This is a genomic window from Streptomyces viridosporus T7A (assembly GCF_008704515.1).
GTDB lineage: Bacteria > Actinomycetota > Actinomycetes > Streptomycetales > Streptomycetaceae > Streptomyces > Streptomyces viridosporus.
Genome location: NZ_CP023700.1, coordinates 5,904,995 through 5,918,283, shown reverse-complemented (window position 1 = coordinate 5,918,283; position 13,289 = coordinate 5,904,995). Strand labels below are relative to the sequence as shown.

Annotated in this window: 12 protein-coding genes; 3 read left to right on the top strand and 9 right to left on the bottom strand. The window is 73.2% G+C overall.

What is annotated here, in order from left to right:
• Positions 1–18: 18 nt before the first annotated feature.
• The 5 genes from CP969_RS27405 to rimP form a co-directional block, all read right to left on the bottom strand.
• Entirely contained in the window at positions 19–312 is a 294-nt protein-coding gene (locus CP969_RS27405; RefSeq protein WP_004982757.1) for a DUF503 domain-containing protein, read from the bottom strand.
• A gap of 204 nt (positions 313–516) precedes the next feature.
• Entirely contained in the window at positions 517–3,564 is a 3,048-nt protein-coding gene (infB, locus tag CP969_RS27400; protein WP_016824441.1) for a translation initiation factor IF-2, read from the bottom strand.
• Between the two features lie 174 nt (positions 3,565–3,738).
• A complete protein-coding gene (locus CP969_RS27395; RefSeq protein ID WP_026084839.1) occupies positions 3,739–4,020 on the bottom strand; it encodes a YlxR family protein in 282 nt (93 codons plus the stop codon).
• Between the two features lie 102 nt (positions 4,021–4,122).
• On the bottom strand, positions 4,123–5,109 hold the full coding sequence (gene nusA, locus CP969_RS27390; RefSeq protein ID WP_004982760.1) for a transcription termination factor NusA: 987 nt from the start codon (positions 5,107–5,109) through the stop codon (positions 4,123–4,125).
• A 2-nt stretch (positions 5,110–5,111) separates the two neighbouring features.
• Entirely contained in the window at positions 5,112–5,633 is a 522-nt protein-coding gene (gene rimP / locus CP969_RS27385; protein WP_004982761.1) for a ribosome maturation factor RimP, read from the bottom strand.
• A gap of 266 nt (positions 5,634–5,899) precedes the next feature.
• Here rimP and CP969_RS27380 point away from each other — a divergent pair, with 266 nt between their 5' ends.
• The 3 genes from CP969_RS27380 to CP969_RS27370 are packed head-to-tail and all read left to right on the top strand — an operon-like array spanning position 5,900 to position 7,932.
• Positions 5,900–6,451, top strand: coding sequence for a hypothetical protein (locus tag CP969_RS27380; protein WP_026084840.1), 552 nt, complete (start codon positions 5,900–5,902; stop codon positions 6,449–6,451).
• The gene (locus tag CP969_RS27375) at positions 6,448–6,930 is read left to right on the top strand and encodes a ferritin-like domain-containing protein (protein ID WP_016824444.1); all 483 of its coding nucleotides are present in this window, start codon (positions 6,448–6,450) and stop codon (positions 6,928–6,930) included. The genes CP969_RS27380 and CP969_RS27375 overlap by 4 nt, the downstream gene beginning before the upstream one ends.
• A 45-nt stretch (positions 6,931–6,975) precedes the next feature.
• The gene (locus CP969_RS27370; RefSeq protein ID WP_016824445.1) at positions 6,976–7,932 is read left to right on the top strand and encodes an aminoglycoside phosphotransferase family protein; all 957 of its coding nucleotides are present in this window, start codon (positions 6,976–6,978) and stop codon (positions 7,930–7,932) included.
• 528 nt (positions 7,933–8,460) lie between these two features.
• Here CP969_RS27370 and CP969_RS27365 read toward each other — a convergent pair.
• The 4 genes from CP969_RS27365 to ispG all read right to left on the bottom strand — a co-directional run bounded on the left by CP969_RS27365 (position 8,461) and on the right by ispG (position 13,154).
• A complete protein-coding gene (locus CP969_RS27365; protein ID WP_004982766.1) occupies positions 8,461–10,164 on the bottom strand; it encodes a proline--tRNA ligase in 1,704 nt (567 codons plus the stop codon).
• Positions 10,165–10,243: 79 nt separating this feature from the next.
• On the bottom strand, positions 10,244–10,822 hold the full coding sequence (locus CP969_RS27360) for a GNAT family N-acetyltransferase (RefSeq protein WP_016824447.1): 579 nt from the start codon (positions 10,820–10,822) through the stop codon (positions 10,244–10,246).
• 112 nt (positions 10,823–10,934) lie between these two features.
• Complete coding sequence (locus CP969_RS27355) at positions 10,935–11,783, bottom strand: GNAT family N-acetyltransferase (protein WP_016824448.1); 849 nt, start codon at positions 11,781–11,783, stop codon at positions 10,935–10,937.
• Between the two features lie 213 nt (positions 11,784–11,996).
• Positions 11,997–13,154 (bottom strand): flavodoxin-dependent (E)-4-hydroxy-3-methylbut-2-enyl-diphosphate synthase, encoded by a 1,158-nt coding sequence (ispG, locus tag CP969_RS27350; protein WP_026084841.1) that lies wholly within the window; start codon positions 13,152–13,154, stop codon positions 11,997–11,999.
• Between the last annotated feature and the right edge of the window lie 135 nt (positions 13,155–13,289).

The following is a 13,289-nucleotide window of genomic DNA, read 5'->3' as shown; positions in this document are numbered from 1 at the left end:
TTCGATGAGCTGTGGTCGTCAGTCGTCTTCGCCGTGGAAGCGCCGTCTGACGGACAGCAGCTCCACTTCCGGGTGCCCGGCGACCAGTCGCTCGCACCGGTCCAGCACGTCGGTCAGGTGCCCCGGGTCGCCGGACACCACGGCCAGGCCGATGAGTGCCCTGCGGTGGAGGTCCACGTGATCCACCTCGGCCGCGCTCACCGCGTACTTGCGCTGGAGCTCGGCGACGATGGGGCGGACGACGGAGCGCTTCTCCTTCAGCGACCGTACGTCGCCGAGGAGGAGGTCGAAGGACAGCGTCCCCACATACATGTGTGCAACCGGTTCACCCGCCGGTCCGGGATCGATGGCCCCGCCATCCGTCATGGGCGGGGACATCAGAACCGTACAACGAAGGGGGCGCGCCGCTCGACGGATATTACGCTCCGTGGGCTCCGGGCCCGGTCCACCGTCCCCCGGACACACGGACCGGCCGGCGGGACCGCGGTCCCGCCGGCCGGCACACGCCGTGGGGTGTTACGCCCGCGGCTTCTCGCGCATCTCGTACGTCGCGATGACGTCGTCGACCTTGATGTCGTTGAAGTTTCCGAGGTTGATACCGCCCTCGAAGCCTTCGCGGATCTCGGTGACGTCGTCCTTGAAGCGACGCAGACCCTCGATGGTGAGGTTCTCCGCGACCACCTTGCCGTCGCGGATGAGGCGGGCCTTGGTGTTCCGCCTGACCTCGCCGGAGCGGATGAGCACACCCGCGATGTTGCCCAGCTTGGACGACTTGAAGACCTCGCGGATCTCCGCCGTGCCGAGCTCGACCTCCTCGTACTCCGGCTTGAGCATGCCCTTGAGGGCCGCCTCGATCTCCTCGATCGCCTGGTAGATGACCGAGTAGTAGCGGACGTCCACGCCCTCGCGCTCGGCCATCTGCTGTGCCCGCCCGGCGGCGCGCACGTTGAAGCCGATCACGATGGCGTCCGAGCCCATCGCCAGGTCGATGTCGGACTCCGTGACCGCACCGACGCCGCGGTGCAGGACGCGGATGTCGACCTCTTCGCCGACGTCCAGCTGGAGCAGCGAGGACTCGAGGGCCTCGACCGATCCGGACGCGTCACCCTTGATGATCAGGTTCAGCTGCTGGATCTCGCCGGCCTTGAGCACCTTGTCCAGGTCCTCCAGCGACACGCGGCGCGTGCGCTTGGCGAACGCGGCGTTGCGCTCACGGGCGGCGCGCTTCTCGGCGATCTGACGGGCCGTGCGGTCCTCGTCGACGACGATGAAGTTGTCGCCCGCGCCCGGGACGTTGGTCAGGCCCAGGACCTGGACCGGCGTCGACGGACCCGCCTCGGCGACGTTGTTGCCGTTGTCGTCGAGCATGGCGCGCACGCGGCCGTAGGCGTCGCCCACCACCATCGTGTCGCCGACCCGCAGGGTGCCTCGCTGGACGAGGACGGTCGCCACGGCACCGCGGCCGCGGTCGAGCCGGGACTCGATCGAGATGCCCTGCGCGTCCTGCTTGGGGTTGGCCCGCAGGTCGAGCGAGGCGTCGGCGGTGAGGACGACGGCCTCGAGGAGGCTGTCGATGTGCAGACCCTGCTTGGCGGAGATGTCGACGAACATGGTGTCGCCGCCGTACTCCTCGGCCACCAGGCCGTACTCGGTCAGCTGACCGCGCACCTTGGTCGGGTCCGCGCCCTCGACGTCGATCTTGTTGACCGCGACGACGATCGGCACGTCGGCCGCCTTGGCGTGGTTGAGCGCCTCGACCGTCTGCGGCATGACGCCGTCGTTGGCCGCGACGACCAGGATCGCGATGTCGGTCGACTTCGCACCACGGGCACGCATGGCGGTGAACGCCTCGTGACCCGGGGTGTCGATGAAGGTGATCTTGCGATCCTCTTCGTTGACCTCGGTCGTGACCTGGTAGGCACCGATGTGCTGGGTGATGCCGCCGGCCTCGCCCGAGGCGACGTTCGTCTTGCGGATGGCGTCGAGCAGGCGGGTCTTGCCGTGGTCGACGTGACCCATGACGGTGACCACCGGCGGACGGACGACCAGGTCCTCCTCGGAGCCCTCGTCCTCGCCGAACTCCAGGTCGAAGGACTCGAGCAGCTCGCGGTCCTCCTCCTCCGGGCTGACGATCTGAACCGTGTAGTTCATCTCGTCGGCGAGGAGCTGGAGCGTCTCGTCGGAGACGGACTGGGTCGCGGTGACCATCTCGCCGAGGTTCATCATGACCGCGACGAGCGACGCCGGGTTGGCGTTGATCTTCTCCGCGAAGTCGGTGAGCGACGCACCGCGCGACAGGCGAATGCTCTCGCCGTTGCCGCGAGGCAGCATCACGCCGCCGACCGACGGGGCCTGCATGGCCTCGTACTCCTGGCGCCTCTGCCGCTTCGACTTGCGGCCACGACGGGCCGGACCGCCGGGACGGCCGAAGGCGCCCTGCGTGCCACCGCGGCCACCGGGACCGCCGGGACGGCCACCGAAGCCGGGACGGCCACCGCCGCCGGCGAAGCCGCCGCCACCGCCGGGACGACCGGCGAAGCCGCCACCGCCACCGGGACGACCGGCACCGCCACCGCCGCCGGGACGACCGGCGAAGCCGCCGCCGCCACCGGGACGACCGGCACCGCCGGGACGACCCGCACCGCCCGGACCGCGGCCGCCGGGGCCGGGACGCGGGCCGGCAGCGGGACGCTGCGGCATCATGCCGGGGTTCGGACGCGGGCCGCCGGGGCGGGGACCGCCCTGCGGACGCGGCATCGAGCCCGGGGTCGGGCGCGGACCGCCCGGAGCCTGCGGACGCGGACCGCCGCCGCTCTGGCCGCCGGGGGCCTGCGGACGCGGACCGGCACCGGGGGCGCCGGGGCCGCCGGGGCCGGGACGCGCGCCCTGCGGGCGGGGCGCCTGCGGGCGGGCCATGCCGGTGGAGCCACCGGAGGTGAAGGGATTGTTGCCGGGACGCGGACCGGCCGGGCGGGCACCCGGACGCGGTGCGGCGCCACCGGGACGCTGACCCTGGCCGGCCGGACGGCCCTGGCCGCCCTGGCCCTGACCGGCGGGACGACCGCCGGGCTTGGGGGCACCGGGACGCGCGCCGGGCTTCGGACCGGGCTGGGCCGGAGCCGACGGCGGGGCCTGGAACTCCGGGGCCGCCGGAGCCGGACGCGGCGCGGGCCGCGGACCCGGCGTCGGACGCGGACCGGGGGTCGGCGCGGGCGCCGACGGGGCCGCGGGCGGCTGGGCCGCAGCGGGCTTGGGCGCGGCCGGCGGCTTCGGGGTGGCCGGACGCTCCCCCGGTGCCTTGGCGGCGCGGGAGGCGCCTCCCGCCTGCACCGGAGAGGGCGCGGCGGGCTTGGGGGCCGCCTTCCTGGGCGCGCCGGGCTTCGCGGCGGACTTGCCGTTGCCCCCGCCCTGCTGGAAGGCGTCGGTCAGCTTGCGTACTACGGGCGCTTCGATCGTCGAAGACGCCGAACGGACGAATTCACCGAGTTCCTGGAGCTTGGCCATGACGACCTTGCTCTCCACACCGAACTCCTTGGCGAGTTCGTATACCCGGACCTTAGCCACTTCGCTCCTTTGAGGTCCGGGTTGCGTCCGGACCGTCGCTAGTTCATGGGCGTACTCATCGCGTACTCATCGAGTGCTCATCGCAATCTCGACCTGCTTTCGACTCGCGAGGTACCAGACCGCACGGGGGCTTCCGTGCGGCACGTTTCCTTACCGTGTTGCTGTCAGTCGCTGTCAGCAACCTTGCGTCTGCTCGACGTAGCGGCGCAACGCCTTTACGTCGAGCGGTCCCGGAACGCGCAGCGCCCGGGGGAACGCCCTGCGGCGCACCGCCTGGTCGAGACAGACCTGGACGGGGTGTACATAGGCGCCCCGGCCGGGCAGCGTACCGCGAGGGTCGGGGACGCACGCGTCCTCGATCGCCACGATGCGCAGCAGCTCACTCTTGAACGCTTGCTCCCGGCACCCCACGCAGGTGCGCTCAGGGCATGCGCGGGTACGTGTCCGGCCAGACACTCCTCAGTCTACCTCCCCGGACCGACCTCACCCCCTCGGGGCAAGGATCGAACGCACGCCGCGCGGGAACCTGTCGTGATCTCAGCGGCCTGCGGCTCGGATCTATTCCCCGGCCTGCTCGGTGTCCGGCCGGATGTCGATGCGCCAGCCGGTCAGACGGGCGGCGAGACGGGCGTTCTGCCCCTCCTTGCCGATCGCCAGGGACAGCTGGTAGTCCGGCACGGTCACCCGGGCGGACCGGGCCGCCATGTCGACGACCTCCACCTTGGAGACGCGGGCCGGCGACAGCGCGTTCGCCACCATCTCGGCCGGGTCGTCGGACCAGTCGACGATGTCGATCTTCTCGCCGTTCAGCTCGCCCATGACGTTGCGCACCCGGCCGCCCATGGGGCCGATGCAGGCGCCCTTGGCGTTGAGGCCGGACCGGGTGGACCGGACGGCGATCTTGGTGCGGTGACCGGCCTCGCGGGCGATCGCGGCGATCTCCACGGAGCCGTCGGCGATCTCCGGCACCTCGAGGGCGAACAGCTTCTTCACCAGGTTGGGGTGCGTGCGCGACAGCGTGACGGACGGGCCGCGCACGCCCTTCGCCACCCGGACGACATAGCTGCGCAGCCGCATGCCGTGCGGGTAGCTCTCGCCCGGGACCTGTTCCTGCACCGGCAGGATGGCCTCCAGCTTGCCGATGTCGACCAGCACGTTCTTCGGGTCGCGGCCCTGCTGGACCACGCCGGTGACGATGTCGCCCTCGCGGCCGGCGTACTCGCCGAGCGTCGCGTCGTCCTCGGCGTCGCGCAGGCGCTGCAGGATGACCTGCTTGGCCGTGGTGGCGGCGATGCGGCCGAAGCCGGACGGGGTGTCGTCGAACTCGCGGGGCTCCTGGCCCTCCTCGAGGTCCTCGGGGTCCTCCTTCGCCCACACGGTCACATGCCCGGTCTCCCGGTTGAGCTCCACGCGCGCGTGCCGGCGGCTTCCCTCGGTGCGGTGGTAGGCGATGAGGAGGGCCGATTCGATCGCCTCGACCAGCAGGTCGAAGGAGATCTCCTTCTCCCGTACCAGGCCCCGCAGGGCACTCATGTCGATGTCCACGGCTACGCCTCCTCTTCCTTCTCGTCGTCCTTCTTGTCGGACGCGTCGTCCTTGCGGTTGAACTCGACCTGGACGCGCGCCCTGGTGATGTCGTCGAAGGCGAGTCTGCGCGCGGTGGCCTTGCGGCCCTTCACCCCGGGCACCTCGAGGTCGAGGCCGTCGTCGCCGACCTCGAGGATCCTGGCGACCAGTTCGCCGCCCTCGGCCAGTTGGAACCGCACCAGGCGGCCCGTGGCGCGCACGTAGTGCCGGTGCTCGGTGAGGAGGCGCTCCGCGCCCGGGGTTCCCACCTCGAGGGTGTACTCCCCCTGGCCCATCGCGTCCGTCTCGTCGAGCTTCGCCGAGAGCGCACGGCTCACGTCGGCGATCCGGTCCAGGTCGGCACCGGTGTCGGAGTCGACGACGACGCGCAGCACACGTCGGCGGCCGACCGAGTCCACGGCGATCTCCTCGAGATCGAAGCCCTGTGAGCTGACGAGCGGTTCCAGAAGTTCTCGAAGCCTCTCGCTCTGGGTGGTGCTCATCCGGGTGACTCCTCGGCCGCGTGTGCTGTTGTGGGATGGGGCGCGTGTCTGGTCAAAGGGTATCCGGTCGCGGAGGGTGTTGCCGTCCACCCGGTCGCGGGGGGTGCCGCTGACCGCTGCCGGGCGGACGCCCGGGTACCGTGATCCCGGGCCGAGGGCCTGTCCGACGATTCCCCGCCTCCCGCCGGGCGGGCGGAGGTCGCCGGCGCGCCCCGGGGCCCTTCTCCCGTCGCCACGTTCGTACGAACCCCCCGAGGACGTCTGCCGTGCCGTTCCCCCCGTCTTTGCGCGTCCGTCCGGGGCCGCGCAGAAGGAGCCTGCTCGCCGTCGCTCCGGCGGCCCTGCTGGTGGCGGGCTGCTCCGCCGAGTCCGAGCGCCCCGACTCCACCGGGGGCAGCCGCCCCTCGGCCGCCGACCGGGTGCGCGCGCGTGCGGCCCGGGACAGCCGGGAGCTGGCCGGGCGGTACGACGCGGTCATCGCCGCGCACCCGAAGCTGGCCCGGCGGCTGGCCCCCTTGCGTGCGGAGACCGCCCGGCACACGGAGGCGTTCGGCGGTGCGACGGCGGCGTCGCCGACGCCCTCCGGGACGGCGCCCTCCGCCTCTGCACCGGCCTCCGCACCGGCCTCCGCCTCCGCCTGGAGCGCCGCCGTGCCCGCCGGGGAGAAGGAGGCCCTGGCCCAACTCGCCGCCGCGGAGCGGGAGGTCGCCGACCGGCGGACTCGGGCTCTGGTGGACGCGCCGGGCGAACTGGCCCGGCTGCTGGCCTCGGTGGCGGCGGCCGGCGCGGCCCACGTGTACCTGCTGACGGAGGCATGACGGTGAACGAGGCGCGCGAGACGGAGGACCGGGAGCTGCGGGCCCTGCAGGCGGCCCTGGCGGCGGAGCACGCGGCGGTGTACGGCTACGGGGTCGTCGGGGGGCGGATCGCCAAGGAGCGGCGCACGGAGGCGCGTACGGCGTACGACGCGCACCGGGCGCGCAGGGACGCGCTGGTGCGCGAGGTGAGGGACGCGGGGGGCGAGCCCGTCGCCGCGGCCGCGGGGTACGCGCTGCCCTTCCCGGTGCAGGACGCGGCGGCGGTCCGGTTCGCCGCGGAACTGGAGGGCCGGGTGGCCGGGGTGTACGCCGATCTGGTGCGCGACAGCGGGGGCGAGCGGCGCCGGGGGGCTGCCGAGGCGATGCGGGAGGCGGCGGTGCGGTCGGTGCGGTGGAGCGGCAGGAGCGTAGCCTTCCCTGGGCTCGCCGAGCGGGCCGGCCCGGCCTCGAAGGCTCCGGCTTCCCCGCCGACGGCGTGACGGGGCGGCAGACACCGCGTACAGCACGAAGGGAACGACTCGCGCATGGTTTTCGAACCGCCGCAGCGTCTGGTGAGGGCGCTCGGTGAGACGGCGCCGCACGGGGACGACTGGCTGGAGAGGCTGCCCGAACTGGCGCGGCAGGCCGTCGCCCGGCGCGAGTTGGCGGTGGAGCGGGTGCAGGTGCCCGGAGGGCGCAGCAGCCTGGTCGTGCTGGTGCGGACGGCCGACGGCACGCCCGCAGTGCTGAAACTGGCCCCGCGCCGGGCCCGGCCGGAGAGCGAGCGGGCCGCGCTGGCCCACTGGGGCGGCCGGGGAGCGGTGCGGCTGCTGGAGCCTCCCCCGAGTTCCCGGCTCCGCTCGAGCGGGGGCACCCCCGTGAGCGGGGAGGCACCCCCGTCCACCGAGGGCGTCCTGCTGCTGGAGCGGCTGCACCCGGATGTGTCGGTGCGGTCGCTCCCGGAGGCGAGGGCGCTGCTGGAGGCGGCGGAGACGCTGCGCCGGCTGTGGGTGGAGCCGCCGGAGGACCACACGTTCGAGACCGTCGCCGAGCGGACCGGGCGGCAGGCCGAGGCGATGCGGGCGAGCGCGGCGTCCGACCCGGAGGTGGCGCCGCTGGTGGAGGCGGCGCTGACGGCCCGCGAGGAGCTGCTGGCCGCGCCGCCCGAGCACCGGTTGCTGCACGGCACGTTCCGGCAGAGCAAGGTGCTGTCCGGGGAGCGGCTGCCGTGGCTGGCGGTGGGCCCGGACCCGGTGGTCGGCGAGCACGCCTTCGACCTGGCCCGGCTGGTCCGCGACCGCGTGGAGGACCTCATCGCCCAGCCCTCCGGCGCGGCGACCACCCGTCGCCGGGTGAAGCGCCTCGCGGAGTCCCTGGAGGTCGACCGGGAGCGCCTGCGCGGCTGGACCCTGTTCCGCGCGGTGGAGTCGGGGGTACGGGCCCGCCGGGTCGGCCGCGCGCAGGACGCGGAACTGCTGTTGGAGTTCGCGGGCTGGCTCTAGGCGCGGGACGGCTCCGGGGGACCGACCGGGTGCGGACCCGAGGCGTCGTTCACACGGCTGATCGGCGGCCGGGCGGATGCGCCCCCGCCGGCCGGGACGGCGAGGGGGCGCCGGCGGTCCGGTCGGTGTGCCTCCCGGGCCTGCCGGCCGGAGTCCCGCGTGTCCGTCGCCGGGGCGGTCCGGAGGCCGACCGGGGGTTCCGGCGGCTCCCGTCCGGTCGTCCCGGTGCAAGGTGCCCCGGTGGAACCGGACGGCACGTTCCCTTCGCGAGCCGGTGGCCGTGTGTGCCGGCGGAGGAGCGCGTCCTGGTCCGGGGGGTCGCCGTCGGGGACGCGGTGCGCGGCGGCGGCTTGCGCGCAGGGGTACGCGCGCGGGGAGGGCGCGGTCGCCGGGCGGGGTGCCCGGGGCACGGACGCCGGCCACCGGACACAGGGGGTGGGCCCCCTCGGGTCCGGGGCCGGCGGCCGGCGCGCGGACCGCGCCGGCCGTGCCCCGCCCCGGCCGTCCGGAGGCCGGCCGGGTGCCCCGTCAGTGGGCGGTCAGGCGGGCGATCGCCTCTTCGACGGTCAGTTCCTCGCGCTCGCCCGTGCGGCGGTCCTTGAGTTCCACGACGCCCTCGGCCGCGCGGCGGCCGGCGACCAGGATCCGCGGGACGCCGATCAGCTCGGAGTCGGTGAACTTCACGCCCGGGGAGACGCCGGGGCGGTCGTCGACCAGGACGCGGACGCCGGCCGCGGCCAGCTTCTCGGAGACGTCGAGCGCGAGCTCCGTCTGGAGGGCCTTGCCCGCGGCGACCACGTGGACGTCGGCCGGGGCGACCTCCTGCGGCCAGCACAGGCCCTTGTCGTCGGCGGTCTGCTCGGCGAGGGCCGCCACCGCGCGGGAGACGCCGATGCCGTAGGAGCCCATGGTGACGCGGACCGGCTTGCCGTTCTGGCCGAGCACGTCGAGCTTGAGGGCGTCGGTGTACTTGCGGCCCAGCTGGAAGATGTGGCCGATCTCGATGGCGCGGTCGAGCTTGAGGCCGGTGCCGCACCGGGGGCAGGGGTCGCCCTCCTCGACCACCACGACGTCCACGTACGCGTCGACCTCGAAGTCGCGTCCGGCGACCACGTTCTTCGCGTGGGTGTCGGCCTTGTTGGCGCCCGTGATCCACGCGGTGCCCGGCGCCACGCGCGGGTCGGCGATGTAGGTCACCTTGTCCAGGCCCTGCGGGCCGACGTAGCCGCGGACCAGATCGGGGCGGGCGGCGAAGTCCGCCTCGGTGACCAGTTCCACCGCGGCCGGGGCGAAGTGCGCCTCGACCTTGCCCATGTCGACCTCGCGGTCACCGGGCACACCCACGGCGACGATCTCGCCGTCGACCTTGACCAGCAGGTTCTTCAGCGTGGCCGAGGCCGGCACGCCGAGCGACGCGGCGAGGGTCTCGATGGTCGGGGTGTCGGGCGTGGGGATGTCCTCGGCGGCCGGGGCGCCGGAGGCGTCGACCGGTTTCAGCTCGTACGCGATCGCCTCGGTGTTCGCGGCGAAGTCGCAGTTCGGGCAGTCCGCGAAGGTGTCCTCGCCGGCCTCGGCCGGGGCGAGGAACTCCTCGGACTTGGAGCCGCCCATCGCACCGGCGGTCGCCGCGCAGATGCGGTAGTCGAGGCCGAGGCGCTCGAACACCTTCTGGTACGCCTGGCGGTGCAGGGCGTAGGACCGGGCGAGACCCTCGTCCTCGAGGTCGAAGGAGTAGGAGTCCTTCATCAGGAACTCGCGGCCGCGCAGGATGCCGGCCCGGGGGCGGGCCTCGTCCCGGAACTTGGTCTGGATCTGGTAGAGGATCACCGGCAGGTCCTTGTAGGAGGACGCCTGGTCCTTCACCAGCAGGGTGAAGATCTCCTCGTGGGTGGGGCCGAGGAGGTAGTCGCCGCCCTTGCGGTCCTGCAGGCGGAACAGCTCGGGGCCGTACTCGTCCCAGCGGCCGGTCGCCTCGTAGGGCTCGCGCGGGAGCAGGGCGGGCAGCAGCACCTCCTGGGCGCCGATGGCGTCCATCTCCTCGCGGACGATCCGCTCGACATTGGCGAGGACCTTCTTGCCGAGGGGCAGCCACGTCCAGATGCCGGCGGCGGTGCGGCGCACGTAGCCGGCGCGGACGAGCAGCTTGTGGCTGAGGACCTCGGCGTCCGCCGGGTCGTCGCGCAGCGTCTTCGCCATCAACTGGGACATGCGCTGGACCGGTGCGTTCGCCATGGTTCTCGTACTCCTGCTATGTCTGGGTGATGACAGGAGGTTAGCCGGGCGGGACGGGACGGCGGAAATCGGTTCTCCGCTACCCGCGGAGCTGTCCGCGCGGGAGTGGCAGGGGGGCGCCCATGACGGCGTACGGCTTGACGGCGCTGGGGAAGTGCACCTGCCGCGCGAGGTCCCGGTAGCCGAGGGAGCGGTACAGGCGGCGGGCGGGGCTCTCGACGTCGATGGCGGAGAGGATCGAGCGGGGCTCGTCGGCGCCGTCGGTGATGGTGGTGATCAGGGCGCGGCCGACGCCGTGTCCCTGGTGGCGCGGGTGGACGTGCAGCTCGGTGATGACGAAGGAGCCGTCGAGCCAGTCGTCGTGGCCCTGGGCGCGCAGATAGGGCTCGACGACGGTGGACCACCAGTGGGTGCGGTCGTTGGGCATGCCGTAGACGAAGCCGATCAGGCGGCCCTTGACGGTGGCGCCGAAGGCCCTGGCGCCCGGGAAGGTCATGTGGCGCAGCACGATCTGCCGCCGTACGGCCACCTCGTCGGGGCCGAGTCCGAAGGCCACCGCCTGGACCGCCAGCGCCGCGTCGACGTGGGCGGCGAGGTCGAGGGGGCCGATCACGATGTCGTCGGGGCGGGAGGGGCCGTGACCGGGAAAGCGCAGCATGTCGGGGAGACTACAGGGGGTGCCCCCCGGGGCAGAACGGTCTCCCGGGCCGGTGCGGGGGCCGTGGTGTGCGGCGCCCGGCGCCGTCCGTCGCGCGGCCGTCGGCCCGTGCTCAGAACAGCACGCTCATGAAGGCGCCGATCTCCCGGAAGCCCACCCGCCGGTACGTCCTGCGGGCGGGGGTGTTGAAGTCGTTGACGTAGAGGCTCACCAGGGGGGCGACGTCCGCCAGGGCGTAGCGCAGGACGGCCGCCATGCCGGGGGCCGCGAGGCCCGCGCCCCGGTGTTCGGGAGCCACCCAGACGCCCTGGATCTGGCAGGCGCGGTCCGTCGCGGCGCCGATCTCGGCCTTGAAGACGACCTTGCCGTCGGCGTCGAAGCGGGCGAAGGAGCGGCCCGAGCCGACGAGCTCGGCGACCCGGGCCTGGTAGAGCAGGCCGCCGTCGCCGGCCAGCGGGGAGATGCCGACCTCCTCGGTGAACATCGCCACGCACGCCGGCATGATCGTCTCCAGCTCGTCCTTGCGGACGCGGCGTACGTAGGGGTCCGGGGCGACGGTGTCGGACATGCGGTCGGCGACCATGAGGGGCTGGCGGGAGCGGACCTCGCGGGCCGGGCCCCACTGGGGTTCGAGCAGCCGCCACAGTTCGGCGGTCGGGCCGGCCGGCCCGACTATGGAGGAGCAGCGGCGGCCCGCCCGGCGGGCGCGGTCGGCGAAGGCGCGGACGGCCCTCGGGGTGGCGCAGATGGGGACCAGGTTGGCGCCGGCGTAGCACAGGGACGTCAGTGCGCCGCCCTCGTACCAGCCCCACATCTCACCGCCGAGCCGCCACGGGTCCAGGCCCGCGACCCGCACCCGGGCGGCCACGAAGGCGTTCACCACCGGCTCGCGGTCGAGCACGGCGAGTGCGGCGTCCAGGTCGCTCGGTTCGAGGACCCTGGATGTGGTCTGCGTCAACACGCGTGGGGGCCTCACACACTGGGGTCTGCTGATTTCCGCACTGTACCCGCGGAGCCTGTACGGCGCCGCATCGTGCGGGGTGCCACTTCTGTGAAGGGCACCGCCGGTCGGCACGCCGTCTGCGGGGCTGCCGCCCCGGGCCCGCTTCGGTCGAACGGTCGCGTCCGCCGGCGCCGGACCGATCGGATCGTCCGGCCGGCGCCGGGAGTCCGGTCAGCCCGCGACCGAGACCTCCGGTTCGCCGGAGGCCACGCCGTCCTTCTCCATCTGCTCGGCGATCTTCATCGCCTCCTCGATCAGCGTCTCGACGATCTTCGCCTCGGGCACGGTCTTGATCACCTCGCCCTTCACGAAGATCTGCCCCTTGCCGTTGCCCGAGGCCACCCCCAGATCGGCCTCGCGGGCCTCGCCCGGGCCGTTCACCACACACCCCATCACCGCCACCCGCAGCGGCACGTCCATCCCGGTCAGCCCCGCGGTGACCTCCTCCGCCAGCTTGTAGACGTCCACCTGCGCCCGCCCGCAGGACGGACACGAGACGATCTCCAGACCCCGCTGCCGCAGGTTCAGCGACTCCAGGATCTGGATGCCGACCTTGATCTCCTCCACCGGCGGCGCCGACAGCGACACCCGGATGGTGTCCCCGATCCCCTCCGACAGCAGCGCCCCGAAGGCGACGGCCGACTTGATCGTGCCCTGGAACGCCGGGCCCGCCTCGGTCACGCCCAGGTGCAGCGGGTAGTCGCACCGCTCGGCCAGCTGCCGGTACGCCTCGATCATCACCACCGGGTCGTTGTGCTTGACCGAGATCTTGATGTCCCGGAAACCGTGCTCCTCGAACAGCGACGCCTCCCACAGCGCGGACTCCACCAGCGCCTCCGGCGTGGCCCGGCCGTACTTCTGCAGCAGCCGCCGGTCCAGCGACCCGGCGTTCACCCCGATGCGGATCGGCGTGCCGCGCTCCCCGGCCGCCCGGGCGATCTGCTTCACCTGGTCGTCGAACCTCTTGATGTTGCCCGGGTTGACCCGCACCGCCGCGCAGCCCGCCTCGATCGCCGCGAACACGTACTTCGGCTGGAAGTGGATGTCCGCGATCACCGGGATCTGCGACTTGCGCGCGATCACCGCCAGCGCGTCCGCGTCGTCCTGCGTGGGACAGGCCACCCGCACGATCTGGCACCCCGACGCGGTCAGCTCCGCGATCTGCTGCAGCGTCGCACCGATGTCCGAGGTCCGCGTCGTCGTCATCGACTGCACCGACACCGGGGCATCCCCGCCCACCGCCACGGACCCGACCTGGATCCGCCGGCTCTTCCGCCGCTCGGCGAGCTTGGTCGGAACGGACGGCATGCCGAGAGAAATCGCAGTCATCTGCTGTGCAACCCCAAGTCGTGGATCGAGCTCCGGCTCCCCGTGAGCAGCGGGCCCCGGGCTCCGAGATTACGGCACGGGCCGACGCCCGGGCACATCCCCTTCGTAAACCCGTCCAAAGGACGACGGCCCGGA

What these genes read in the sequence shown, in the direction of transcription:
- CP969_RS27405 (WP_004982757.1), bottom strand. Translation starts at nt 312, where the DNA reads ATGTATGTGGGGACGCTGTCCTTCGACCTCCTCCTCGGCGACGTACGG.
- rimP (WP_004982761.1), bottom strand. Translation starts at nt 5,633, where the DNA reads ATGAGCACCACCCAGAGCGAGAGGCTTCGAGAACTTCTGGAACCGCTC.
- CP969_RS27375 (WP_016824444.1), top strand. Translation starts at nt 6,448, where the DNA reads ATGACGGTGAACGAGGCGCGCGAGACGGAGGACCGGGAGCTGCGGGCC.
- CP969_RS27370 (WP_016824445.1), top strand. Translation starts at nt 6,976, where the DNA reads ATGGTTTTCGAACCGCCGCAGCGTCTGGTGAGGGCGCTCGGTGAGACG.
- CP969_RS27365 (WP_004982766.1), bottom strand. Translation starts at nt 10,164, where the DNA reads ATGGCGAACGCACCGGTCCAGCGCATGTCCCAGTTGATGGCGAAGACG.
- CP969_RS27360 (WP_016824447.1), bottom strand. Translation starts at nt 10,822, where the DNA reads ATGCTGCGCTTTCCCGGTCACGGCCCCTCCCGCCCCGACGACATCGTG.
- ispG (WP_026084841.1), bottom strand. Translation starts at nt 13,154, where the DNA reads ATGACTGCGATTTCTCTCGGCATGCCGTCCGTTCCGACCAAGCTCGCC.